The 25,817-nt window shown below is 40.8% G+C and carries 17 protein-coding genes; 11 read left to right on the top strand and 6 right to left on the bottom strand.

What is annotated here, in order from left to right:
* Positions 1-229: 229 nt before the first annotated feature.
* From GSQ19_RS11790 to GSQ19_RS11780, 3 genes are all read left to right on the top strand, one after another.
* The gene (locus tag GSQ19_RS11790) at positions 230-892 is read left to right on the top strand and encodes an ATP-dependent Clp protease proteolytic subunit (protein WP_011318142.1); all 663 of its coding nucleotides are present in this window, start codon (positions 230-232) and stop codon (positions 890-892) included.
* A gap of 78 nt (positions 893-970) precedes the next feature.
* A complete protein-coding gene (locus tag GSQ19_RS11785) occupies positions 971-1,564 on the top strand; it encodes an ATP-dependent Clp protease proteolytic subunit (RefSeq protein WP_011318141.1) in 594 nt (197 codons plus the stop codon).
* Between the two features lie 229 nt (positions 1,565-1,793).
* On the top strand, positions 1,794-2,417 hold the full coding sequence (locus tag GSQ19_RS11780) for a J domain-containing protein (RefSeq protein WP_011318140.1): 624 nt from the start codon (positions 1,794-1,796) through the stop codon (positions 2,415-2,417).
* Positions 2,418-2,581: 164 nt separating this feature from the next.
* Here the strand turns inward: GSQ19_RS11780 and GSQ19_RS11775 are convergent, their stop codons facing one another.
* Entirely contained in the window at positions 2,582-3,913 is a 1,332-nt protein-coding gene (locus tag GSQ19_RS11775; protein ID WP_011318139.1) for an aromatic ring-hydroxylating dioxygenase subunit alpha, read from the bottom strand.
* Positions 3,914-4,093: 180 nt separating this feature from the next.
* Between GSQ19_RS11775 and GSQ19_RS11770 the strand changes: the two genes are divergently transcribed.
* Positions 4,094-4,354, top strand: coding sequence for a MoaD/ThiS family protein (locus GSQ19_RS11770; RefSeq protein WP_011318138.1), 261 nt, complete (start codon positions 4,094-4,096; stop codon positions 4,352-4,354).
* 49 nt (positions 4,355-4,403) lie between these two features.
* Here the strand turns inward: GSQ19_RS11770 and GSQ19_RS11765 are convergent, their stop codons facing one another.
* Together GSQ19_RS11765 and dxr are read right to left on the bottom strand one after the other, a co-directional pair.
* Positions 4,404-4,601: a hypothetical protein gene (locus tag GSQ19_RS11765; protein WP_011318137.1), complete on the bottom strand. Its 198-nt coding sequence runs from the start codon at positions 4,599-4,601 to the stop codon at positions 4,404-4,406.
* A 478-nt stretch (positions 4,602-5,079) separates the two neighbouring features.
* A complete protein-coding gene (dxr, locus tag GSQ19_RS11760) occupies positions 5,080-6,276 on the bottom strand; it encodes a 1-deoxy-D-xylulose-5-phosphate reductoisomerase (protein ID WP_011318136.1) in 1,197 nt (398 codons plus the stop codon).
* Positions 6,277-6,808: 532 nt separating this feature from the next.
* Here dxr and GSQ19_RS11755 point away from each other — a divergent pair.
* Together GSQ19_RS11755 and GSQ19_RS11750 are read left to right on the top strand one after the other, a co-directional pair.
* Positions 6,809-8,113 (top strand): mannosyltransferase family protein, encoded by a 1,305-nt coding sequence (locus GSQ19_RS11755; protein ID WP_011318135.1) that lies wholly within the window; start codon positions 6,809-6,811, stop codon positions 8,111-8,113.
* A gap of 209 nt (positions 8,114-8,322) precedes the next feature.
* On the top strand, positions 8,323-9,510 hold the full coding sequence (locus GSQ19_RS11750) for a membrane protein (RefSeq protein ID WP_041456044.1): 1,188 nt from the start codon (positions 8,323-8,325) through the stop codon (positions 9,508-9,510).
* 60 nt (positions 9,511-9,570) lie between these two features.
* On the opposite strand, the gene GSQ19_RS11745 is transcribed toward GSQ19_RS11750, so the two are convergent.
* Positions 9,571-11,118, bottom strand: coding sequence for an ArnT family glycosyltransferase (locus GSQ19_RS11745; protein WP_011318133.1), 1,548 nt, complete (start codon positions 11,116-11,118; stop codon positions 9,571-9,573).
* Positions 11,119-11,140: 22 nt separating this feature from the next.
* Positions 11,141-13,576 (bottom strand): hypothetical protein, encoded by a 2,436-nt coding sequence (locus GSQ19_RS11740; protein ID WP_011318132.1) that lies wholly within the window; start codon positions 13,574-13,576, stop codon positions 11,141-11,143.
* Positions 13,577-14,850: 1,274 nt separating this feature from the next.
* Here GSQ19_RS11740 and GSQ19_RS11735 point away from each other — a divergent pair.
* Positions 14,851-15,768, top strand: coding sequence for a polysaccharide deacetylase family protein (locus GSQ19_RS11735; protein WP_011318131.1), 918 nt, complete (start codon positions 14,851-14,853; stop codon positions 15,766-15,768).
* Positions 15,769-16,183: 415 nt separating this feature from the next.
* Here GSQ19_RS11735 and GSQ19_RS11730 read toward each other — a convergent pair whose 3' ends face one another.
* A complete protein-coding gene (locus GSQ19_RS11730) occupies positions 16,184-20,872 on the bottom strand; it encodes a glutamate synthase-related protein (protein ID WP_011318130.1) in 4,689 nt (1,562 codons plus the stop codon).
* A gap of 755 nt (positions 20,873-21,627) precedes the next feature.
* On the opposite strand from GSQ19_RS11730, the gene GSQ19_RS11725 reads away from it, so the two are divergent.
* The 4 genes from GSQ19_RS11725 to rpsL all read left to right on the top strand — a co-directional run bounded on the left by GSQ19_RS11725 (position 21,628) and on the right by rpsL (position 25,607).
* Positions 21,628-23,610, top strand: coding sequence for a phosphodiester glycosidase family protein (locus GSQ19_RS11725; protein WP_011318129.1), 1,983 nt, complete (start codon positions 21,628-21,630; stop codon positions 23,608-23,610).
* Between the two features lie 278 nt (positions 23,611-23,888).
* Entirely contained in the window at positions 23,889-24,311 is a 423-nt protein-coding gene (locus tag GSQ19_RS11720; protein ID WP_011318128.1) for a phosphomannose isomerase type II C-terminal cupin domain, read from the top strand.
* Positions 24,312-24,787: 476 nt separating this feature from the next.
* Positions 24,788-25,126, top strand: coding sequence for a HesB/IscA family protein (locus tag GSQ19_RS11715; protein ID WP_011318127.1), 339 nt, complete (start codon positions 24,788-24,790; stop codon positions 25,124-25,126).
* A 97-nt stretch (positions 25,127-25,223) separates the two neighbouring features.
* Positions 25,224-25,607: a 30S ribosomal protein S12 gene (rpsL, locus tag GSQ19_RS11710; protein WP_006196398.1), complete on the top strand. Its 384-nt coding sequence runs from the start codon at positions 25,224-25,226 to the stop codon at positions 25,605-25,607.
* Positions 25,608-25,817 lie beyond the last annotated feature (210 nt).

Here is a 25,817-nt window from a genome sequence, read left to right as displayed (position 1 = left end):
TATATATACATTCATGAATAACTCCAAAACGCTACACCAGCGCTACGGAAAACTTTATTAAAGTCAATCCATTAATATATTTCAGATAATATATTCAGAATATCTTAGGAGCCACCTGTTGGCAGATGCTCTGTTACCTCCGATTAGCGAGAAAACCGCACTTGAAGAGAGCTAGCATCGCGCTAGGATGTATTACAGTTAACGGCACAATATCAGGCGATCAGTTGCTATGGACATTTCCCCCATCAAGGCTGTTCAAGCCCCTTACTACGGTGACAACTCCTACAGGACACCGCCACCAGATTTACCCTCCCTTTTACTCAAGGAACGAATTGTCTATCTGGGGATGCCACTGGTTCCTGCTGTTACGGAATTGATAGTCGCTCAACTATTGTATTTACAGTCTGACGACCCCGACAAACCAATTAAAATCTATATAAACTCCACTGGCACTTCCGGTTATAGTGGCGAACCTATCGGCTTTGAAACTGAAGCCTTCGCCATCTACGACACCATGAAATACATCAAGCCTCCAATTCACACCATTTGTATCGGTTCGGCGATGGGGATGGCAGCAATGTTACTGAGTGCTGGGACAAAAGGTTGTCGCGCTAGTTTACCCAACGCCTCAATTATCCTGCATCAACCCAAGAGCTACGCCCAAGGTCAAGCAACGGATATTCAAATTCGAGCCAGGGAAGTCTTGGTAAACAAAGGTTCAATGGTTGATATTTTCGCCCGCACCACCGGACAGGCACCAGAAAAAATCACCAAAGATATGGATCGTCTCCTATACATGACTCCTTATCAAGCCAAGGATTACGGTTTGATTGACAGAGTTTTTGAAAAAGAAGAACTTGCAAATCCACCACTACCGGCAAGTGTTCTTTAAACAGTCAATAGTCAATAGTCAATAGTCAATAGTGAATTAACTAATGACTAATCACTAATTACCAACGGAGTCAAAAAAATGCCTATAGGAGTTCCTAAAGTTCCTTACCGGATGCCAGGCGGTCAATTTACAGATTGGATTAGCATCTACGATCGCCTATACCGGGAACGGATTATTTTCCTGGGACGGGACGTTGATGATGAAATTGCTAACCAAATCATCGCCGTTATGTTGTACCTGGATTCGGAAGACCCAGGTAAAGATATTTACTTGTATATCAATTCCCCCGGTGGGATGGTAACATCCGGCTTGGCAATTTACGACACAATGCAGCACATCAAATCAGATGTGGTAACCATTTGTGTAGGTTTAGCTGCTTCGATGGGTTCCTTCTTGTTAGCTGCTGGTACCAAAGGTAAGCGCCTAGCATTACCCCACTCACGGATCATGATTCACCAACCCTCTGGCGGAACTCGTGGACAAGCAACCGACATCGAAATCGAAGCTAGAGAAATTCTCCGAATTCGCCACCAGCTCAATCAAATTTATGCCAACAACACCAATCAACCCCTAGCCAAAATTGAAAAAGACATGGATCGGGACTTCTTCATGTCAGCCCAAGAGGCAAAGGAATACGGCTTAATTGACCGTGTGATTGAAGAACGCATCTAGAAATGGGGGCAGGGGGCAGGGGAAGCAGGGGAAGCAGGGGAAGAACGGGGAGAACTTACCCCAGAATTTTCGCCCAGTCCCCAACCCCCAATCCCCAATCCCCAGTCCCCAATCCCTAGAAAAACTGTCAAATGTGAACTATAAATTATAAGATTATTGTTTATTATTAAAACTTTCAGCAAAAAGCTCATCGCTGATGGCTGAATATTACAGAATTAAGTAGATCAAAATGGATCTCGGAGATTGCTACCGTTTATTGGGTTTAAGGTCGGGAGCTTCATTTGCTGATATTAAAGCCTCTTACCGACGGCTGGCGCAGCAATATCATCCTGATATCAACCCTAGTGATAAAAAAGCTCAAGATAAGTTTATTGCCTTGACTGAGGCTTACAGATTTCTGTTGACGGTAGTACCTCCAGAGGACACAGCCCCAAAGTCAAAGCAATCACCTGCGTCTAGTAGTGAAAATATCAAAGCAACTCACTCAGAGAAAGCGCCTACGGCTACCGTCACAGATGAAAAGTCAGCTCCATCAAAACCACCGAACATTATAGAAATTGAACAACGGTTAAAGTGGAAGACTTACGAACAACTGCAACGGTTTTTGCGGGAAAGAAGGTTTCCCCAAGCGATCGCCTTAGCAGAAGCTTTAGCCGCCCGTTTACCAAAAGATCCAGAAGTACGCCAATGGCAGGCGATCGCCTATCAAATCTGGGGACGCGCCCTCATTAACGAAAATCAACTCCTCAAAGCCAGAGTCTATCTCAAAAAAGCTTTAAAAACTGACCCCCATAACAAGGCATTGTGGGAAGAGGTGCAACGCGATTTCCAAAAGTTGGAACAGATATTTTAGTCAATAGTCATTAGTCAAGCGTTTCTTTGTGACTTCCAGATAAAAAAAATATCCAAAATGTAGGGTGCGTCAGTATGAATAATTTCTGAGTATAGTTAGGTTCTTTGGCACTGACGCACCCTACTAAACCATGAATTTTGGATAATTTATTTTTTGTTGTTCCCTTATTTTTCGGCGTGGACATAATCTACAAAGTAAAATTTCGGCACCAGCCAAAATTTTAGCCAGGAGTAAAGTCCCAATCCTAAGATTGCTGTAATTATTAAGGGTAAACCTAGCCGGACTCTTAAGGAGTCTGGTAGAACGGCAACCCCAGAAATAACAAGGGCGAAATAGCCTAGTAATATCAGTTGTAGTCGCTCGATATTCTTCAGGGTATTACGACAGCTACTGCAATGCCGGGTGTGTTGTTTGTATCTGTCTAACAAGACATCCCGATTGTCGTTGATTGCGGCAGCTTCAGGAATGGGGATTCCCACTTCTTTCCAGGGTAATCCCCCGTCACAGTATTTATCAAACCACTTGCGAAATTCAATTACCAGGCGATCGGCGCTTGTTGGCATCTTGTAAGCTGTTTTCCAACTGGCTGATAATTGTCTTTGTTGGATCAAATGCTCTTGCTGATTGAGCAAAATCATATCCCCATCAAGTACTAAATTACGTGTTTTGATGTGATCCCACCATCTGGGTGTAAGACGATGAAGTGTTTTAGCAAAATTGCGAGGAAACTGAGCGACAATTCTTGATTTGCCAGGAGATACAGGAAGGCAATAAGTGACAAGTCCTAACTGTTTTCCATCATTACCAACGCTAATGGCGTACTCTAAACGACAAGGCGGTTCAAAAGTAATCTTGGCTGTGACTAGTCCATCTGCGACAGCCTCAATCAAACCTGGCGTTGATTGCATAATACTAATAGGTCTAGCCCTGCCTTGTTCTCGATTACCCTGCACTCCATGATGGGCGAAAGGAACATGACTAGGATCTGCGACATTTTCTACTAGAGTTTGCCAGTCGTATTCTAAATCGCGCACGAAAGAAGTCCACACAAAACCTTTGCTAGCGTCTACTTGCGGTGACAGAGGTAATGGTGTTTGATGGGCTAATTCCTGAGAGTTCACATCAGGCCAAACCCAGAGTAAATCATTCTCTTGGCGTACTGGTAAGGAATTAACACAAAAATCCTTTTGGTTTTTAGTAACTATTTCTGGATTCTCAGCTTGAGGAATGCGGGTACAAACACCCTCAGTATCAAATTGCCAGCCGTGATAACTGCACATTAAGTTACCGGTTTTATCGTCAATACGCCCTTCACTTAAGGGTGCGAGACGGTGAGGACATTGATCTATAAATATCCGAAAACTATCTGATGATTTTGGTTTCCAGATAACTAAACGAATTCCTAAAAGAGTAACAGGGGTTGGCCGTTTGGGGTCTAAGTCTTCTATGGGTGAGACAGGATACCAGTGCTGAAAAAAATTGAATTCAGGTTGCATTTTACCTTAAAATTGAATAAATTTTATTAAGTGTATGTAAAATCAGATAAATTCAAAGTCAGCAATCAACTTGCTGTATCAAACTGCCAATTTCTATCATTACCTAAATTGGTGACTATTAATCCTCTCATCTAAATCTTTGCCAAAATCCTTGCACAGTAAGATCGGGGACAAAATATTATGTCCAATTCTGCAATCACTATCACCATCAAGTTATTTGCTGTTTACCAAGAAGCTTATGGAATACCAGAACTGGTGTGGGAATTTCCCAATGGTACACCCGTTAGCGCAGTGTGCGATCGCCTCATAGCAGAACGCCCAGAACTGGCTCAATGGCGAGATATCACGCGCTTTGGGATTAATTTAATATTTGTCGAACCCGATACAGTTTTAAAAAACGGGGATGAAGTAGTGTTAATTCCCCCTGTAAGCGGTGGTTAGGCTCAGATAGTTGTCCAAATTCCCTCATCCCTAGCGCCTCAATTCGCCCCTATTTCCCACCCTGTACTTGTGATAAAGTTTGTGCAAACTGCATGATTTGATGCCAAATATCCTGCGGTGTGATGCCAAAACCAATGTTTAACAAGATGAGAATGGCTGCAATAGTTAAGGCATTGGTAAGAGTTGCTTTTAATACCTTCCAAACTATAACAAATACAATCCAAGCTAAAATAAGCGTAGGAATCATAAATATAAATTCCTCAAGATTTATCTCTAATTTTCAAGGGACTTGATTAGTAAGTCTATATTTTCCGGGAAATAACTACCTATAATTTTTGTCGGAGGTGTAATGTTTTTAACATCATATTATGTCTAGTAATACCTGAATCTTTGGGTAACTATTGCAAAATGACTATACATAGAGGAATTGCTTGATTCCGGAATTTAACATGAATTTTTAGACAAATTCATAGGACTTACGCAAGTGTCATAATCAAACTAACTGTAGGGTGCGTCAGCCCCAATAATTTCTTACACATTAAAGGATTTTCTACATCTGACGCACCCTACTATTGGGTCAGTTGTGTAAGTCCTGATTCACTAAAGAGATTTTTATTTTTAAAGAATTAATAGGGGCTAAAAACCTCTGTATCTTGATGCCTTATGTGGTTTGAGATTTTTCTTACGTAAGACACCAAGATACTAAGTATTTGCAATTTCAGCGCTTAGTTGACGGAAATTATCTGAGGTTGGCTTGCTAAATTTTTAGTAGCTGTTAAAACTTCTTGTCTTGCCCATTGATCTGCTGCCAAAATATCATCTAAAGAAGGATTTGCACAGTTATCATTTTGATGGCGATCGCACACTAATTCGATACACCGGGGAATATCTAAAAATTTGATTTTCTCATCTAGGAATAATGCTACAACCTGTTCATTAGCAGCATTTAACACTGCCGGCATGGAACCACCCGCCCTACCAGCCGCATAAGCTAACTGCATACAAGGATACTTTTGATGGTCTGGTTCACGGAAGGTGAGATTGCCAGCTTTGACTAAATTTAAGGGTTCCCAGTCAGTGTAGATGCGTTCCGGCCAAGACAAAGCATATAGCAAAGGTAAGCGCATATCCGGCCAGCCGAGTTGGGCTAAAACTGAGGTATCTTGCAGCTCAATTAGTGAATGAATAATACTTTGGGGATGGATGACAATTTCGATATCTTGATAATCTAACCCAAACAGAAAATGAGCCTCAATTACTTCTAAACCTTTGTTCATCAGGGTGGCTGAGTCTACAGTAATTTTTCGCCCCATTGACCAGTTAGGATGTTTTAGGGCATCGGCCACTGTTACTTCTGCTAATCTTTCCACATCCCAATCCCGAAAAGCACCACCGGAAGCCGTGAGTAAAATCTTCCTTAAGCCGCCTTTTGGTACACCTTGGAGGCATTGGAAGATGGCAGAATGTTCGGAATCGGCTGGCAATAATTTAACGCCGTGTTTTTCTACTAAGGGTAAGACTACAGGCCCGCCGGCGATGAGAGTTTCTTTGTTTGCTAAGGCAATGTCTTTACCAGCTTCAATGGCGGCGATTGTTGGCAGTAAACCAGCACAACCGACAATACCTGTCACCACTGTTTCGGCATCACCGTAACGAGCAACTTCGATCACTCCGGCTTCGCCCCCTAGTAAAATAGGTTGGGGATCAAGGTCTTTAATAGCTGCTTGCAGTGCTGGTAATTTTTCGGCGGCAGAAATCGCTGCTATTTGGGGACGGAACTGGCGAATCTGTTCTGCCAACATTTCTACATTGCTTCCCGCCGCCAACCCCACAATCCGAAACTGATCTGGGTACTGACTCACGATATCTAGAGTCTGAGTACCAATTGAGCCAGTGGAACCAACAAGAGTAATACTTTTCACAATTGCTTAAGGATTTACCGACAACTCCCACTATAAATTGCTGAGGACTCATTAATATAGAGCGATCGCCATAATTAGGGGATTGAAAGCTAGGGATGAGAGACTGGAAACAAAACTCATGGGACATTTGAGAGATTATGTGTCTTTAAATACTAAATAACGTGATGTGCAACTTATTTTTAAAACCTCTCTCCATAGCGCGGAGCGCTTCTCGTAGAGTACCTATCTCCTACAAGGGGGAGCTACTGCGTTGCACGGGTTCCCTGCGTTGTAGCAAGTGGCGTAGAGGCTTTAATTATTACTCCCCTTTCCTTGTAGGCAAGGGGTTGGGGGTTAGGTCTGAGAGAAAGTGGCACATGGCGTTAAAGATTTAGTTTTAAATATTTAAAATTTTTCCGAAAATCATTGAATGACCGTTATTTGGTGATGGCATGAAAGCCAATCATAGTTATACTGAATTTTGTCCAATTTTCTGTTGTTTATTTCTATAAGAAAAAAATGCGTAAGGGATTTTTGGGAAAGACTCAACTCTATGTTTGAAAAGCGAATATTCATCAAAAAATTTTTATGGAAAACTGATTTTCTCTTTCCTGCAATCCTCTGGTTTCTTAGCCGCGTCCTGATTTGGATAACGATGTTGTTGGTTGCGCCGAATTTACCTTCAGCACCAGAAAGTCTATCTAGCTTAGGTTGGGGAATTTTTGATGCTTGGGATGGGGTGCATTATAGGGCGATCGCCACTACTGGATATGAATTTGTCGATGACGGTAAGCAGCACAATCTAGCATTCTTTCCCTTGTTTCCCTTCTGTATCCGGGTATTAATGAATTTGGGTTTGTCTTTTGAAGTAGCTGGTCTTTTAATCAACAATGTGACATTTTTGGCAGCACTTTATATTTTGTACTTCTGGCTGAAAAATTCTTATGGAATCAGTATCGCTAGATGGGCTACATCCGTGGTTTCTTGTTATCCATCAGCGATGTTTACAGGGGTAATTTATACAGAGGGACTATATTTGTTTTTAAGTACAGCCGCTTTACGGGCTTTTGATCAAAAGCAGTATGGCTGGACAAGCTTCTGGGGTGCCTTGGCGACAGCAACACGTCCCACAGGAATGGCTATGATTCCCGCATTGGCGATCGCTGCTTGGAAAGAACGCAGACCACCAATTGCTTATATCGCAGGTTTAGCCACCGCAACAGGAGTCATGGTCTTTAGTTTATATTGTGCCTTCCGCTTCCACAATCCTCTCGCCTTTATCGCTGCACAACGAGGCTGGCGACCATCTCTAGGCTTTGATTGGCAAGGATGGTTAGGTATGCTGATGAAAATTGTCGTAGGGCCGCAAAACTGGCAGTTTGGTTGGGTTCAGCCTACATCTGGTTGGATTAATGATCCTTGGCATCCTTTGTTGTTTATTCTGATTGTTGGCGGAGGATATTGTTTATACTTCTTCCGGCAGTATTTACACTCCGTCAAGATCATTTATGGTTGTTACATTTTATTGTTGTTTTTGTTACTACTAGCACCAGAAGATTTAATTAATCGCTTACTGAATGTATTCATGGTCTTTGGTGGTAGTTGTGCGTTGTGGCGTTTCCGTAAAAACCTAACTACTGTAACTGTTATGTATGGCTTTTGCGGTATCGGACTGCTGCTTGCTTCTGGGGGAACAATATCCTTAAGCCGCCTAGCTTATGGCATCGTACCTTTGAGTATAGCGATCGGTGTGCTGTTATCTCGCTATCCTCGTCAAGGATATTTTGTTCTAGGTTTATTTATCACACTACTCGCTAGGTTAGCTGTGGGATTTGCTCAAGAACAGTGGGTAGGGTAGAAAAATTAGTGTTTTGTATGTGCTAAATAACTTCTTCCCTGTTGCACGCGTTTACGCAGCCTATGTTTTCGATATGCTTCCAGGTACTCTTCCAGAGAAGCAAGATATGTGCAACTGGCGTTCCTTGCAGATAGAGTGGTGTTCCGCCAGCTTCCCTCAGTCATATATAATAACCACAATTTCTAGACACACCGTCCCATATGCCAGTTATGACAAATACTTCAGATAAGAGATTATTTAAACTAATTAAATATAAATCTAAAACGTTATTAAAAATATTTCCTCACCAAGTTCCCAATTATTTAACTATTGCTATTATCTGCGCTGTCCTCATTCGGTTAATTTGTGTTCCTAATAAATCCTCTGACTATACTTCTTTTCTAGCCCCTTGGTATGATTTTATAGCCACTAATGGTGGGTTTAGTGCCTTAAAACATGGTTTTGCTGACTATACACCTCCCTACCTCTACTGGCTTGTATTTGCAGCCACTCTACTTTCAGGATTGCCCAAAATATTTTCAATTAAGCTTTTCGCTATGGCTGTTGATTTTGTTTGTGCTTTCTTCACTTACAAAATTGTTAAACTTAAATATCCACAAGGTAGACAACCAATTTTTGCTTTTATAACAGTTATATTAAGTCCTGTAGCTATCTATAACAGCGCCATTTGGGGACAGTGTGACGGCATATATACAACAGGATTAATTGCCTGTATTTATTTTTTATGTATAAAGAAAGAAATTCCGGCATTGGTGAGTTTTGGGATTGGACTTTCCTTTAAACTACAAGCAATGTTTCTTTCTCCCTTACTATTAATAATGTTGCTTAAGCAAAGAATACGTTGGTACTATATACCAATCATTCCTTTAGTATATTTATTAGCAATATTGCCCGCTTGGTTTGCTGGAAGACCGATGTCGGAACTATTATTGGTATATTTTAATCAAGCTAATAAATACAAACAATTAGCTAAAGCTGTCCCTAATCTTTATCAATGGATTCCTAATGATTTATATAATATAGTTGTTCCCATAGGCTTAATATCAACTATATTTGCAGTAATTTTATTAGCTTATGTTGTAAATAAAAGTAAATTAGAAATTACGCAAGAAAGATTGATACATTTAGCAACAATATCAGTTTTATTAATGCCTTATATACTGCCAAAAATGCACCAGCGATATTTTTATCCGGCTGATATTTGTTCTATTATTTTAGCTTTTTATTTGCCACAATACCGTTGGGTAGCAATAGCAGTACAGTTATCATCACTTTTCAGTTACTTGGGAACTCCTATACATATCAAGTTTTTCTCTATTGTTTTGGGTTATGTACTTTGGTTTGTGATCCGCAAGTCTGATTTGATTTTTCCCAAATTAAATACTGCATTGCGGTAGTGAATTAACGAATTTTGCACTTTAATCTAAATTAAAGCGATAATTAGATTTTTACCTAAATTAATTTTTGGATGGAGCAATCAAAGTAAAGTTTTCCACCGTTCCTAGAATTTCGTTTCCAGATAAGTTTATCTTTTCTAAAGTTGTATTATCTAAAAGCAAATAATCATTTCTTTTTGCCATTTGCTGTGAAATTGATGGCTCAGTCAGAACTTGACAATCACAGTAAAAGTCTAGACTAGGGCGATTATAGGCGAAAGAAGTATAAATCTTGGTGCCTGGTAAAACGTGTTGGCGGATTAATGCGGCGACTGGTTTAACTGGAAATGCTTCGTTTAACTCCCAAATCCATGACTGGGAACTCACAAACATAATTAAAACTAAATACATTCCTGTAAACAAAACTGGAATAAAGTTGCGATCGCCTTGATTAACCAGCCATGCTACCGTAGCCATACTCACGGCTAACACAAGACTCATAGCAATTAGAACAGGCTGGGTTTCAGTGGTCGCAAAGTAGACACAACCACCTAAACCTGCGATCGCCAGTATGACAAAGAATACTACCAAAGTTGTTGATTTAACATGATGGTACTGCCAAACATCAGCTAATTTAGCACCAATGGCCAGAGCTAAAAATGGATATATTGGCATAACATACCAAGGTAGTTTCGTTCTCATCACGGAAATACTTGCCAAATAAACAATTGTCCCGACAAGAATTAAACACCCCCAGGAAGTGTCACGCTTTTTTGCAGCTAAATAAAGTCCTCCTGGCAAGAACAATAGCCACGGAAAACCATATTTGAGTATTTCCAATACATAGTACCAAGGTGGGCCGCTATGTCCTTCTACAGGTTGGAAAACTCGGTTAAAAGTTTGTGATTGCAAGTTTATTTGTAAAAAACTACCTCCGTAATGTTGCCATTGAGCAAGATACCAGGCGATCGCTGGCGCGCTTCCTAAAAACAGCCCTGTCCATAAATAAGGGCTGGTTAATAAAGTTAATTGTCTATCTGCTAAAAGAAACAAACCTGCAATTCCACCTAATAGCAAAACCATCATCCCTTTAGTTAGAGCAATTAGCCCTAAACCGATACCCACACCTAAAGCATATTTTTGATTTTGGCGGGCTTTTAGTAGACAAAACAAAACGAATAAAAAAAAGGTGATGAGTGTACCATCTAACATTGCTAGTCTTCCGTGACGTACCACAGGCAACATAGTTAAATACACTAATGCCGCAAACAAGGCTGGTAGACTGCGGTTAAAAAGCGATCGCCCTAACAAGTACAACAAAGGTACTCCCAGCGCAGTGATAAATGCGCCAGGAAAACGTGTTGTCCATTCATTGATACCACCAATCGAGTAAGCCCAGGCAATTAATAAGTGCATGAGAGGGGGCTTATTATGATAGGCCTCCCCCGCCAAGGTGGGATAAAGCCAACGCATAGAACCAACTGGAGCCTGCCAAATGTCACGAGCAACCTGTGCTATGGTACCCTCATCCCAATCTCTTAAAGGTAAGTTACCTAAAAATGTGAGCCACAAAGCCAAAGCAGCAACCAACAAAACTAATAGTAATTTTTTTTGTGTGATTGGGCGCATATTAAAACTTTTAGCTAATTTTTTAAAAGTGAACTAATGGCAAGAATTTCATAATATTTGTTACAGTTTTTAATGTTTTTAATTCTGGTATGTCTGGTTGCAGTTGTTCTGCGATCGCTAATTTTTCCTCAGCTTGTCTGGGTTGAAAGTCATACAAATAAACAAAGGCTAGATACAGCCACACATAGGGATTTTGTTTATCATATTGAGTTAACTGGGTTAAATTCTCGATTAAATCTGGAACTTGCCTTTGTAAAAGTTGTGACAGCACCAAAGTATAACGCCAGTTTAAATTATTCGGCTCATTTTGCAGATGATAACTGGCTGCAAATTGAATTTGGTTTAAGTAATCTTGAGTAGGATCATATTGATTGAAATTAGATATTTGCTCAAATACATTATCTAATTTACCCTGTTGTAGTTCTAATCCTAATTGGGACATTCTAGAAACTAAATCTAAAGCTGGTGCCTTTTCTACTATCCCCGTATCGGACACATTTACGGTAATATTAGCAATGTTCAAAGGTGTAACTTTACCATTTCTTCTATCTAAATAGAATGCTGACAGTTGATATTTTCCTAAAGGAATGGTTTTGGGAATAAATGCGGCGAGATTTTCTGTTACCTGAAAAACTCCTTGAGGATGGCATTGTAGACCACAATATAAGTTACCTAGAGCGATCGCGTGATCATGATAAAATGATGCTTCTTCGTTTTGCCATTTTAATAGTAATAAACCATTTTGTAATTCATCCCAAGAACCTATTATTTTATAAGTAACTGAGTTATTCTTATCTGCTACAAAATTGTTAGCAGTTATAACTTGTTTTAAAATAACCTGAGAATCACCGTCATTTAACTTGTCAACGACTACAGCAGGATTTATGCGGTGATACAATCGTAATTCATCATCTTGGGGCAATTGCCACTCATCCTGTAATTTTAAATCTTTAGAAGATTCCACTAAAGATTTCAATTTTCTTTTAGTTTCTCCCCTTTCTCCAGGTTCGTCAGGTTCATTTTCTCTAGTAACATACCAAGAAAAATACTCTAAATCTTGCTCAACTTGAGATAATTTCGTGGTCAATTTTCTGCTATATACTCGAAAATCAGCTAATGTGCCAAAATAGTCTAAAGTAAACTGATTGACTTGAGGTGTTGAAACTGGAATTACCCCTAAAGCCGACCTTAAATATGGATTTATTTGGTTAATTTTGTCTATTAGTTGGGAAAGTGGATATTTTTTTGCCTCATCATTAGGAAAATGCTTAATCCCCCATCCTTGCATCATAGGTATAGGAAATAAACTATTGAGTAGAATGATGAAACTCAATCCAATAGTTGCTATTCTGAGTCTATTAAATGATTTATTATCAATCAAATTACAACAATAAGACAGAATTAAACTGATTATCGGAAAACAAGGCAGAATAAACCTACTATCCTTATTAGTACCAAGAGAACAAATTACATAGCTACTTACCAAAAAAATCATTAACCAATTTAAACTTGAATGATGCCACCTATTTTTAATTGCATGAAAATTAAATTTATTTTGCCACAAATAAACTAGTAAAGTCCCTATACTTACAAATAATATCGGGAAGCCAACACTGTCTGGGATCATTTGTGGATAAACTAACCATCCGGCAATAGTAGTAGCAGGAGGATCACCTTCTCGTTGACCTACTCTATTAGCATTTAACGCAGATGTAATAATAGTCAACCAATTTAAACCGTACCAATAACCACAAACTAGCCAAGCTACTATCAAAGATAAACCTGTTTGGATTAACTTCAGATAACTACCTTTTCTAATAAAGTTAATTAATGTTAGTATCCCAGGAATAAAAATAAAAATAAAACCTGTTGGCTTTGCTAACATAATCAAACCTAACCCTATGCCTAAACCTAAGGTTAATAACCATGTTAAAAAGCCTGTTTTTCTGTCTTTCCAAATAGTTAATATAGTGAATGTTAAAACAATGATTGCTGTTAAACCATAGTCTAATAAATAGTCTGTTCGTATAATTCCCAAGACAGGAAATAGTAGGCAAAATATACTGGCTGTTATGGCAGTTTTGCGATTTTTAAATAAATAAATGCCTAAGTGATAAACTGAAAAAATGATAATAGCTGTATATAAAAGGTTTACTAAACTTGCTTGGTCATATCCCCTACCAAATAAAAATAAGAATGGCACAGTACAAATATATACAAAAGGAGCGCGATAACTAGGAGTTATTTGCCACAGAGATAACCACCAATCACCAGAAAAAATATTGAAGTCTTGAAAAATTCGGTAATGGTGTAATACTGTTGTCAGATGTGCGCTTTGATCATAAGCGGGAATAGATTCATCTATGAAAAACCAAATTCTGTCTATAAATAATGTGATGATAAAAATTATCAATAGGATGATATAGTCTCTTTTGATTTTAGAATCTGAGTAATTCATATTTACGGCAAAATATTAGTACAACTAACTATTATTAGTCAGCTTTGCCAATTCAGTGGCAATGAATAATAAGTATCCTAAGTTACAGAAAAGGCTAGCGATCGCTTCTTATTCATTCAACGTCACAAATCTTACTATATATGTGTCGGCCAATTAAAAAAAGATTTTAAGCTGGTCAGATTACACCCTACAATAGCCATGACGCAGCTAATCCAGTCCTGTCACAAATAACAAAAGCCAAGTATAAAGATTCGACAACCAATCATCTATGTTAATTAAAATTCATAATAAAATTAAAAATACTATGGGCGATCGCAGTTCAATACTGATCCACAGACCCTAAAATCAGACTTTTATGTAATTTTTTAACATTAAACACCGTTTTTCCCGTGTAACCCATGATTCCCCTTGTCAATATAGGCTCTTTTGCAGTGGTTAAATATTGAGAACTTGAGACAATTTCAGTAAATATACTGTAACAACATATATCTAATTTTTATATTAATAGGATAGTAATATTAATTCCCTAGAGACTTAAAATAGCAAATATCAAGCTAATGTGATTTTTACCGATCCCATATATTGAACAACTAAAGTATTTTTATACATTGAATTCGGTATCTTATCATTAATTTTGCATAAATATTTCAAAGAGTATATAGATTAACTAATCTAAACTTCTTGGTAATGCGAAACTATGTTTGAGCAAGTGTCGTCTATCTGTTGGATAACAAAGTTAAGAGGCATTCAGTGAACTCAAAATTTAATTTTTTCTTTAAAAGGTAAAAATGGTAGTTAGCAGTAGAATATTTCTTATCAACAAGCAAACTTATACAGAATTTTTTAGGTGAATGGCATATCTACATCGAATAACAGTAGTTTGTCTATTTGACAATAACTGATAATTTAATGACTTTTCCTATCTTAGCTTAAGCGTTTATGTACAGCATCTAGAAGCTATGATCTAATTCATGTATTTCATAACTCTGATGCAAAAGCATAAACATACACTCTACACCGTGAGCATAAGTTTATTTTGATATTAAATAATAGGAGTTATTACATAGACTGTCAGTCTATCATATTTCCTGTTTTAGCTGATGAATCTAAGCTAATTTAGCTATAGCTGGTATATTTTTAAATTTCTTTTAATTTGTATTAAAAATTTCAGGATTAATAGAAATTGGCTCAGTATCTAAATATTGATACAGAGATGTACAAAACGTTACAGTCTTCATTGTCACAAATGATTCTACCCCCGAAGGAGCTATGAAGTGGAAAACAATAAGTCTTTTCTTTGGCCACAAGGAATATTATTTGCATTGTTAGCTCTCAGTGCTAGTTTGAGTGTTGGTGTGATGATGTTGCTCAAACCAAACGCATCAGATGCACAAAGCAGAGTCAACATAAACAATATCAACATAACTAGTACACCCGCTAAAGCAGGAACTCAGCAGCGAATTGAGAAATTCAAATCGATGATGCTGACTAGTTGGCAGCAAGAAGCAAAAACTAAGGGTTTGTCTTATGCTGTTCCGACTCGTTTTCAAGGTGCAACTATCAAAACAGCAAAACTCACCCACGGACAGAAAGTCATTGCACTTACTTTTGATGACGGCCCTTGGCCTGAAAGTACAACACAAGTATTAGATATTCTTAAACAAAATAATATTAAAGCAACATTTTTTGTCGTTGGACAAAACGTAAAAAATTACCCAGATTTATTAAGAAGAGTGGCTGCTGAAGGACACGCAATTGGTAACCATACTTGGCACCATTGGTACCATTTCATGAATCCACAAGTAGCAGCTTATGAAGTTAATAATACAACCAACCTTATATATCAAACAACAGGTGTGAAAACAGACTTATTTCGTCCACCGGGAGGCATGATGAATAATGGACTAGTCTCCTATGCTAAAAATAATAAATATGCGGTGATCATATGGTCATCCGACTCAATGGACTACTCACGCCCCAGTGTACCAAAGTTAATTAATAATGTGTTTAGGTTAGCAAAACCTGGAGGAATTGTACTTATGCACGACGGCGGTGGTAATCGGACTCAAACTATACAAGCTCTACCAGAGATTATTGCTAGATTTCGCAAGCAAGGTTACAGTTTTGTAACTGTTCCCGAACTTTTAGAAATGCAAGACAAAGATGAAAAACTTATTGCCAATCAAAAGTAATTCGTCATGAAAAAAGACGCGATATCTCGCGTCTTTTGTTTAAATAAATATTTAGCTATTCCTAATCATTGGCATATTAGTCATAACCAATTAGGACTTACGCGTGAAAACGAAACATCAAGGGTTTGGACAATGGTATAGGGGTATGAATCAATTCAAAATACTCTACGGGAGGCTAAAGCTACAAAATAGCCTACGGCAAGGCTACGCCAACAAAATTTAAAATAAATGTTTGAAACCCCTACAGCTTTATACCCTTATACCAATTCTCTATGAAGTTCCACCCAATAAATGATGTAGAGACTTTGCATGCAACGTCTCTACAGTCCAGAGTAAAGCACATCTTCATTAAGATACCCTTACACCCGGTCTCAACAGAAAATCCGGGTGCGTAAGTCCTGCTAATAACCAATGACTAGACAGAACTCAGATATTTCTCTACTACAGATTGGGGGTTAGCTTCTGGACTTTCAGCCTCTGAAGGTGGCACTAATTGCCAGAACTTAGGCAAATATTCCTGCCAATTGTCCAAGATTATCTGACCTTTTGGCGAACCTGTGCGTTCTACATGAGCTTTAATTAAGTCTTGCAGTTGTTTCTCGCCAGCTGTGGTTAGCACCCGTTGAATTTTCACAATTTCTCGGTTGACTAATTCAGGGAATGAACCATCTTCATCTAAGAAGTAAGCTAACCCACCAGTCATCCCCGCAGCTACGTTGCGTCCTACTTTACCAAGGACGACAATTGTGCCACCTGTCATATACTCACAACAGTGATCGCCAGTCCCCTCAATCACGGCTACACCTTTAGAGTTGCGGACAGCAAAGCGTTCTCCACCTAAACCATTGGCAAATAACACCCCACCAGTAGCACCGTAGAGACAGGTATTACCCACAATGACATTTTGTGCGGGATCATAAGTAGCTTCAGCTGGTGGCTTGATAATAATTTCACCACCGTGCATTCCTTTACCTACGTAGTCGTTGGCTTCTCCCTCTAGGGTGAGAATGATTCCAGGGAGGTTGAAAGCACCAAAGCTTTGACCGACGCTACCTGTGAAATTAAGGTTAATTTGTCCCTCAAAACCACTATCACCGTATTGAGAAGCGATCGCCCCAGCTAGTCTTGCCCCCAATGTTCTGTCAGTATTGACTATAGGTAAGGTCTTGGTAACGCTAGACTGGTTGCGAATGGCTGCTTGAATATCTGAGTCAGCCAGCAATTGGTCATCCACAACGGGGCCATTGCTGTGGACTTCTTCATGTGCCAACCAACTCCGATTTTCTCTGGTGTCTGGTAGTTGGAGTAAGCAGTTGAGGTTAATAGCTTGGGTCTTGGTGAGTCGTGCATCCTTACGTGTTGTCAAGATATCAGCCCGGCCGATGATTTCCGACAAAGAACGATAGCCAAGTCTAGCTAACAGATGACGCACTTCTTCTGCAACGAAGTAGAAGAAATTAACGACGTGTTCGGGGATACCTGTAAAGCGTTTGCGTAATTCTTCTTTTTGGGAAGCAACGCCCACAGGACAGTTATTGGTGTGGCAGATTCTCGCCATAATACAGCCTTCTGCAATCATGGCGATGGAACCGAAGCCGAATTCCTCTGCACCCATCAACGCACCAATCAATACGTCCCAACCACTCTTAAGACCACCATCTACACGTAAGACTACGCGATCGCGCAGACTATTTTCCATCAATACCCGATGCACTTCACTCAAACCTAGTTCCCAAGGTGAACCGGCGTGCTTAATGGATGATAGTGGTGATGCACCTGTACCACCATCATGGCCAGAAATTTGGATGATATCCGCGTTGGCTTTCGCCACACCAGCCGCGATTGTCCCAATACCAATCTCCGCTACTAATTTCACCGATACTTGGGCTTTGGGGTTGATTTGGTGTAGGTCAAAAATCAACTGTGCTAAGTCTTCAATGGAATAAATATCATGGTGCGGTGGTGGTGAAATCAAGGTTACACCGGGCTTAGACCGCCGTAACATGGCAATGTAAGGACTCACCTTCGGTCCCGGTAGCTGTCCACCTTCTCCTGGTTTTGCACCTTGGGCAATTTTGATTTCGATTTGTTTGGCGCTGGCTAAATACTCTGGTGTAACACCAAAGCGTCCTGATGCGACTTGCTTGATGGCGCTAGAGGCTGTGTCTCCGTTCCGCAAACCTCGCAAATGGGGGAGAGTTGGCGAGTGTCCCGACGCGTCCACATCATCCAATACTTTGTAACGTACCGGGTCTTCTCCACCTTCCCCAGAATTGGATTTACCACCAATCCGGTTCATGGCGATCGCCAATACTTCATGGGCTTCCCGTGACAATGCACCCAAGGACATCCCCCCAGTACAGAAGCGCTTGACGATATCGCTGACTGATTCTACTTCTTCTAGAGAAATAGGCGCGCGATCGCTGTGGAAATCTAGCAAGTCTCGCAAAGCTGTAATTGGTCTACCTTGCAAGTACTGCTTGTAAACTTCGTAGTGGTCGTATTTCTTCCCATCTACCGCTTCATGCAGCGCTTTTGCTAGTTTGGGATTGTTCATGTGATACTCGCCGGTGGGGCGGTAGTTGACAAACCCTAAGTTTTCTAATTTGTGGGTTGCTAGTTCTGGGAAAGCTTTGCTGTGGATGGAAAGCACCTCTTGGGCTAACTCGCTGACACTCAAACCACCGATGCGAGAAGCTGTACCTTGGAATCCCAAAGCTAACAAATCGCCACCAATGCCGATGGCTTCAAAAATCTGCGCTGCTTGATAGCTGGACAGCAGCGAAATTCCCATTTTCGAGAGGATCTTCAACAAACCCGACTCTACAGCTTTGCGATAGTTGGCGATCGCCTGTTCTAATGAGAGGCTGGTAATCTTACCCCGTTCCATGAACTGTTGGGTTGCGGGGTCTGACCACCAATTCCGCACAGTATCCAAAGTCATGTAAGGACAAATAGCACCTGCACCATAGCCAATTAAACAAGCAAAATGGTGTGTACTCCAGCATTGAGCCGTATCAACAATCAAAGATGTCTTCGTTCGCAATCCTTCCCGAATTAGGTAGTGATGCACTGCACCCACAGCTAATAGGGGCGGAATGTAACTATATTCTGTGCTGATACCTGCGCCTGCGCGATCACTTAAAACGAGAATTTTCGCACCGGCCCGGACTGATTCCGCCGCTTGTTGTTGCAAGGCTAGGACTGCTGCTTTGAGACCATCTGGCCCATTGGCGATCGCAAACAAGGTAGACAATTCAGCTGTAGCAAATCCCGATAGCTTAATGGCTGCCAATTCTGACTCTGTTAAAACTGGCGATTCTAGCTTCAGTCTTCTAGCATATTCTGGTTTGGGTTCCAATAAGTTACCCCGTTCCCCCAGTTCCACTTTCAAAGACATCACCAGCTTTTCCCGTAATGGATCAATTGCTGGGTTGGTTACTTGGGCAAAACGCTGTTTGAAATAGTCATAAAGCAAGTGGGGTTTGTCTGTCAGCACTGCCAAGGGGATATCATCGCCCATACAGAAAGTCGGTTCTGAACCAGTGGCGGCCATTGGTTGAATGACCATTTCTACATCTTCGGTGGTGTAACCAAAGGCTAATTGCTGACGCAGTAAGGTTTCTTTGTCAACCTTCGTGGTGCTGACATGACCGTTATCTGCTACCCGGTGACCATTACCATTACCGTTACCATTGCCATTCACTTGACTGGTAAGCTGCTTGAGTTCTTGACGGTACTTTTGCAGCCATTCTCCATAAGGCTGCTGTTTGGCAATGCGCTGCTTAATTTCCCAATTCTTCAGGACTTCATGGTTAACTAGATCCACGGCAATCATTTGACCAGGGCCTAGTCTACCTTTCTCAATAATGTCTGCTTCTGGGAAGTCTACTACCCCAGCTTCCGAAGCCACTACTATATAGTCATCTTTGGTAATGAGATAACGAGCAGGTCTTAAACCATTCCGGTCTAATGTTGCCCCTACTGTTTTACCATCCCCAAATACCAACAGTGCAGGCCCGTCCCATGCTTCTTGTAAACCACTGTAATATTCGTAAAAATCAACGATTTCTGGATAGTTACGCAAGGATGGTTGATTTTGGTAAGCCTCTGGCACCATAATCATCAAGGCTTCCAAGGGGCTACGTCCAGAATGCACCAATAATTCGAGGACGTTATCGAGAGTTGCCGAGTCACTGTTTCCCATGAGAACTGATGGCCTGAGTTCATCAAAGCGATCGCCCCAAATGGGATGACTCAAGTTAGCTTCTCTCGCCATCATCCAGTTAATATTTCCCAATAGGGTGTTAATTTCCCCGTTATGACCCAATAGCCGCATCGGTTGCGCTAATGGCCACTTGGGCATAGTATTCGTACTAAAGCGTCGGTGATAAACAGCAAAGGCGCTCTTATAAGCTGGGTTTTGCAGGTCTAGATAGAATGCTCCTAAAACCGCCGATCGCACCATCCCCTTATAAACAATGGTGCGACTGGACAAAGAACAAATGTAAAATTCTTCCGAGATACTTTTTACGGCTTTGAATAAACGCTTACGGGTGATAAAAAGTTGTCTTTCTAGGGCATCACCACTGTTATCGGCGCTTAAAATAACTTGCTCAATTCGGGGTTGATTTTCTTTTGCCTGTATCCCCAGCAAATCAGGTTGTACCGGAACTACTCGCCAGCCCAATACAGTAAATTTTTCTTCAGTGGCAATTTGTTCAAAAATCGCTTTGGCTTTTTGGGCAATTTCTGCATCTTGTGGCAAAAAAATCATACCCACAGCAATATTCTTGCTTGACAAAAAGTCTATCTGTCCTTGGGGATAATCTTGCTGTAACAACTCCCAAGGAATAGCGGTTAATATACCTGCACCATCACCAGAATCTTGGTCGGCGCTACAACCACCCCGATGTTCTAAACAGGTCAAAGCCGCTAACGCTTTAGCCACAATTTCGTGACTGCCATGATTTTGACGATGAGCGATAAAACCTACACCACAGGCATCTCGTTCTTCTACTAACCACCTTTGCCCCTGGTAGGTATCCCCTGAATCATTATTCGCCGTGATTTGTTGGTTTTGATGCGTCGAGTTATCATTCATAGCCTGTTCCTGAGATCGTTGAGTCACGAATTGCGCCACTGTTTGTGAGAAAAATTTCTAAATTTCGTGTCCTATGAATACATAAAATCACTGAAATTTAGAGAAAAAAAATTTTAACTCCGGCTTTTTACTACCCCCGTTAAAATTTTGACGTTATGTTTTATGTGTTTATTCTATGGAAGACAAAATTTCTGTGCCTTGACAGTCCTCTACTTAATATCGTCTAGCTTGATATTTTCTCAATTTCTTTGTTTTAATTTTTCCAGCAAAGCGTATTTCTGAGTGCTAGCTATCACCTAAGGTGGGGCATAGCCCATCGCATATCAACTTCACTGTTCTTTGGCTAGAAATAATCCTGATTTAGCAGCAAAATCAGCGTAGTACAATATATACCCCTTTGACAATTACTAAAATATTTTCATTGTTGTGAGATTTTCACTGTTGCCACTACAGCCCCTACTGTCTAACCTTCACTCAAGTGGCAACAGCAGGAACAATGTATCAGGATCTAATATCTTATCCAAATATAATAACCAAAACTACTATTTCTAGTTTTGTTATAACTAGTGCTAGTTAAAGCATTCAGTTACAGTGGTTTTTGCTGCAAAATCTTAGCTTGTCATCTTTAAGAGATAAGAAGCCAATATATATCATATCACATTTACTACTAAATTAGCTCTTTATGTTTCAAGATTTCCGCACAATTAGCTAACTAGGTCGTTGGGTGATAGGTTGCAAAAGTAACTATGTAAATTATGGACAAAATGACAAATTATTGCCGACGAACAAATCACAATATTGTTACCAAACCATTAAAATACGGATACTTTCGGACTCTTGTATCCCCCATAACGGCAATATTACTTTGCTTGTCTGCTACCTATACCACTAATGCCCAGCAGCCATCACAGGTTCTGCCAACATCGCCTGCATCACTCAGATTATCGGCCGGTAGCCAAATTATCCTTAATGGTCGTAACTTACCAGGAGCTTGGTTACAGCAACCAGGAGCAGCAAATCAAATAACAACACTAATTAGTGATGGCGCTCTTAGACAATTGATGGGGGTGGACTTATTAAACAGTAATGACCCAGCCAGACAGCCAGTAGTGTGGTTTTCATCAACAACCCAACCAATAGTTTTAACCACTAGGCTTCAGGGAGGCTATCGCTATCTAGATATTACCAATCTTGCCCGAACAGCAGGATGGCAGATTCAGTCCCAAGGTAACACGTTAGCGATCGCCACTTCTCCAGGGCAAGTGAGAGATATTCGCTCCAGTCAGCGACCAGGAACCCCAATTGTGCCATCTTTGCCCACAACTCGCATCGTTGTAGACCTAACCCGTCCCACACCTTGGCAAGTCAGACAAGGGCAACCCATCAAACCTCCAGTTGACCCCAATACACCAGATGCCAAACCCCCCGCATCAACCCATAGAGAGTGGACAATCGTCCTTGATGGCATCGCTGATACTGGTTTAATTCAACGCTATACACCGCAACCAATAGCACCGCCACCGGCATCTGCACCCAATTTACTTAAACAATTACCGACACCGGAACCATTAATCACCAAAGTAGAGGTAGTGAATAATCAGACGGTGATTCAGCTAAGTGTTCCCTTAGCTTTGTCTCCTCAGGTTAGCACTATTAATAACCCCGATCGCCTGATTATTGATTTGCGTCCCGACCCCTTACAACCACGAGATATTACCTGGGCAACCGGACTGCGTTGGCGACAACAGTTTATTAATTTAGGTACAAATCGTTTCCCTGTCGTCCTCTTGGAAGTCAACCCCAGGACTGTCGGATTAAGCTTAAAACCCATTATCACTAACCCCGATACTTTAGTAGGTACAGCCCCCATATTGCAAACAGCCCAACGCTACCTCGCAGTAGGCGCAATTAACGGAGGATATTTCAACCGCAATAACCGCTATCCTTTGGGGGCAATTCGTCAGAATAATCAGTGGTTATCCAGTCCTATCTTAAACAGAGGTGCGATCGCCTGGAACGATGCCGGTCAATTTTATTTTGGTCGTCTCAGCTTACAAGAGACTTTAGTGACATCTAGTAATTTGCGAGTGCCAATCTTAGCCCTGAACAGTGGCTATGTCCAAAACGGTATCGCTCGTTATACACCAGCCTGGGGTAAGATGTATACTCCCTTAACTGACAATGAACGGATTGTCATAGTTCAAAACAACAAAATCACCAATCAGTTTCCAGGGAATAAAGCAGGTCAAACCAACTTTCCTATCCCTAACAATGGCTACTTACTTACATTACGTGGCAATACCACTACACTAGTTTCACAACTCCCCATTGGTACTGATGTGCAGATTACCAGTGCCACTACACCTGCTGAGTTTAACCGTTATCCCCATATCATCGGAGCCGGTCCCCTACTTCTCCAAAATAGTCAAGTCGTCCTCGATGCCAAAAGCGAACAATTCAGTAACGCCTTTATTGCTGAAAGGGCTGTTCGTAGTGGCATCTGCACTACCCCAAACAATACCTTATTAATTGCCGCAGTCCATAACCGCGCAGGTGGCCCCGGCCCAACCCTAGCAGAACACGCCCAACTGATGAAACTGTTAGGCTGTGTCAACGCCCTCAACCTAGATGGTGGTAGCTCAACTAGCCTTTACCTAAGTGGGCAACTCCTAGACCGCTATCCTAACACCGCCGCCCGTGTCCACAACGGCATCGGGATTTTTCTTCAACCAAAATAGCGGTACAGATAGATAGTAGATAGTTGAAACTTCACATAATTTACCCTAATCTGCACTTTCCCAATTTAAAGCTGAGAATAAGCAGACGTTCTACTTGATGAAGAATTGGTATAAACCTAGAGTTTCAATTAACATTTTGTACCCTACCCAGATTCACTTTGCTATGTTTAGCAAGGTGCTGCAAAACTCCTGATTTCAGGGTTGTAAAATTCCCCTAAATTTTCCATCGATTATTTCAGAAGTAATGATAGTTTGTTTTGTCTGCAAATGAGGTAACTATGGCTCAAACTCAAGAAACCACAACAAAAACTCACACTTTACCCCTACCTACTACCATTACTAGCCGTAGTGTTGCTGCAACAGAGTTGCGTCCTTGGGGTTCTTTTACAGTACTGGAAGAAGGGCGTGGATATAAAATCAAACGGATTGAGGTGAAACCTGGACATCGCCTCAGCTTACAAATGCACCATCACCGTAGTGAACATTGGATTGTTGTCTCCGGTACAGCCAGAGTAGTCTGTGGTGAAAAGGAAATTCTATTAAGTAATAATCAGTCTACCTACGTACCCCAATGTACTGCTCACCGTCTAGAGAATCCTGGCGTAATTCCCTTAGTACTCATTGAAGTACAAAACGGCGAATATTTAGGTGAAGATGATATTATTCGCTACCAAGATGATTACTCTCGAACATCGAATTAAAGATTCTTGGCAAACTATCTTCCTCTAGTAACTTAAATACTAACTTTCCTCTGTGCCTCTGTGTTTAAAAGCATTTCCACCATCAAGACACAGAAGCACAGAAAATCAATCTTTAGGCCTTACCCATAAAAACGAAAACTCAAGGGTTTGGAGAAGGGTACAGGGGTATGAATCAATTCAAAATTCAAAATACCTTACGGTTTCGCATAGCGTTCTCGTTCGCGTTAGCGTCTTCGACAGGAGAAGTAGAAGAGTAGGCTACGCCAACAAAATTCAAAATAAATGCTTGAAACCCCCTAAACCCCTACACCCTTACACCCTGTCTCAACAAAAAACCTCGGTGCGTAAGTCCTAATCTTAAAGATATCATCTGTGGGATTTTCCCCTGCTTTCCTGTCTTTTCGCTGACAACTAAATTCTTTTGGCAACCCATCTGTAATACTAAAAGATGGTGTCTTCACTTGCCCAAACTAGTTATGATTCATTTGAGCCAAGCCGCAGCCAGTGAAATCAATCGCTTAAAAGCAAAGCAGCATTCCATGTCCCTATTTAGGCTCACCGTTAAACCAGGTGGCTGTTCTGATTGGTTTTACGAGATGTCTTTCGATGAAAAAATAAAAGAAGGCGATCGCATCTTCGACATTAATAATACCCAAGTAGTCATCGATCATGCCAGCTATAATTACATCAATGGTCTAGCCATAGATTATTCAGAGGATCTGATGGGTGGTGCATTCCGCTTCCAAAACCCCCAAGCAATCGTTACCTGTGGCTGTGGAAATTCTTTCTCTACCGCTACACCATCTAGTGTTTAACGAAATAATATGGAAGTTTGACATAAAACCACAAAAAAAGATATAATCAGGATTTGTTAAAACTTAGACCTATAAGCAGCTTCACGCGCTGTGACTCATGCCAACAATACAGCAATTAATACGCACTGAACGCGAAAAAGCGCGTCAGAAAACTAAGTCCCCTGCTCTGAAGCAATGCCCTCAACGTCGGGGTGTTTGCACCAGAGTATACACAACTACACCTAAAAAGCCTAACTCGGCTCTACGGAAAGTAGCACGGGTCAGACTTACATCGGGATTTGAAGTTACTGCTTACATCCCAGGGATTGGTCACAACTTACAAGAACACTCAGTAGTAATGATTCGTGGCGGTCGGGTGAAGGACTTACCAGGTGTAAGATACCACATCATCCGGGGAACCTTGGATACAGCCGGAGTTAAAGACCGCAAACAAGGCCGTTCCAAATATGGAACCAAGCGCCCGAAAGAAGCGAAAAAATAAATCAGGCGATTAATCGTGTTTGATTACGATTAGTCGCTTCCCCAAAAGCCCCTAAATTCAGGCAAAAGAATCAATGCTTGTTCTGAAACAGTAATTGATTCACAGAATAAATAATCTGTTTCTGAAAATTTGCTCAAGCTTCTACCGCCAACCTGCACTCAGCGAGCAAGTGTAGGCATGATAAAAAAACAGCATTTAATTATAAATATT

The sequence above is a fragment of the Trichormus variabilis 0441 genome (assembly GCF_009856605.1).
In the GTDB taxonomy this organism is placed as follows: Bacteria; Cyanobacteriota; Cyanobacteriia; order Cyanobacteriales; family Nostocaceae; genus Trichormus; species Trichormus variabilis.
The sequence above is the reverse complement of the archived record's forward strand: the minus strand, read 5'-3'. Positions and strand labels throughout refer to the sequence as shown.

Coding starts and splice junctions, on each gene's coding strand:
- GSQ19_RS11780 (WP_011318140.1), top strand. CDS start 1,794: ATGGATCTCGGAGATTGCTACCGTTTATTGGGTTTAAGGTCGGGAGCT.
- GSQ19_RS11750 (WP_041456044.1), top strand. CDS start 8,323: ATGACAAATACTTCAGATAAGAGATTATTTAAACTAATTAAATATAAA.
- GSQ19_RS11720 (WP_011318128.1), top strand. CDS start 23,889: ATGGCTCAAACTCAAGAAACCACAACAAAAACTCACACTTTACCCCTA.
- GSQ19_RS11765 (WP_011318137.1), bottom strand. CDS start 4,601: ATGATTCCTACGCTTATTTTAGCTTGGATTGTATTTGTTATAGTTTGG.
- GSQ19_RS11715 (WP_011318127.1), top strand. CDS start 24,788: ATGATTCATTTGAGCCAAGCCGCAGCCAGTGAAATCAATCGCTTAAAA.
- GSQ19_RS11740 (WP_011318132.1), bottom strand. CDS start 13,576: ATGAATTACTCAGATTCTAAAATCAAAAGAGACTATATCATCCTATTG.
- rpsL (WP_006196398.1), top strand. CDS start 25,224: ATGCCAACAATACAGCAATTAATACGCACTGAACGCGAAAAAGCGCGT.
- GSQ19_RS11790 (WP_011318142.1), top strand. CDS start 230: ATGGACATTTCCCCCATCAAGGCTGTTCAAGCCCCTTACTACGGTGAC.
- GSQ19_RS11755 (WP_011318135.1), top strand. CDS start 6,809: ATGTTTGAAAAGCGAATATTCATCAAAAAATTTTTATGGAAAACTGAT.
- GSQ19_RS11730 (WP_011318130.1), bottom strand. CDS start 20,872: ATGAATGATAACTCGACGCATCAAAACCAACAAATCACGGCGAATAAT.
- GSQ19_RS11770 (WP_011318138.1), top strand. CDS start 4,094: ATGTCCAATTCTGCAATCACTATCACCATCAAGTTATTTGCTGTTTAC.
- GSQ19_RS11785 (WP_011318141.1), top strand. CDS start 971: ATGCCTATAGGAGTTCCTAAAGTTCCTTACCGGATGCCAGGCGGTCAA.
- GSQ19_RS11745 (WP_011318133.1), bottom strand. CDS start 11,118: ATGCGCCCAATCACACAAAAAAAATTACTATTAGTTTTGTTGGTTGCT.
- GSQ19_RS11725 (WP_011318129.1), top strand. CDS start 21,628: ATGGACAAAATGACAAATTATTGCCGACGAACAAATCACAATATTGTT.
- GSQ19_RS11775 (WP_011318139.1), bottom strand. CDS start 3,913: ATGCAACCTGAATTCAATTTTTTTCAGCACTGGTATCCTGTCTCACCC.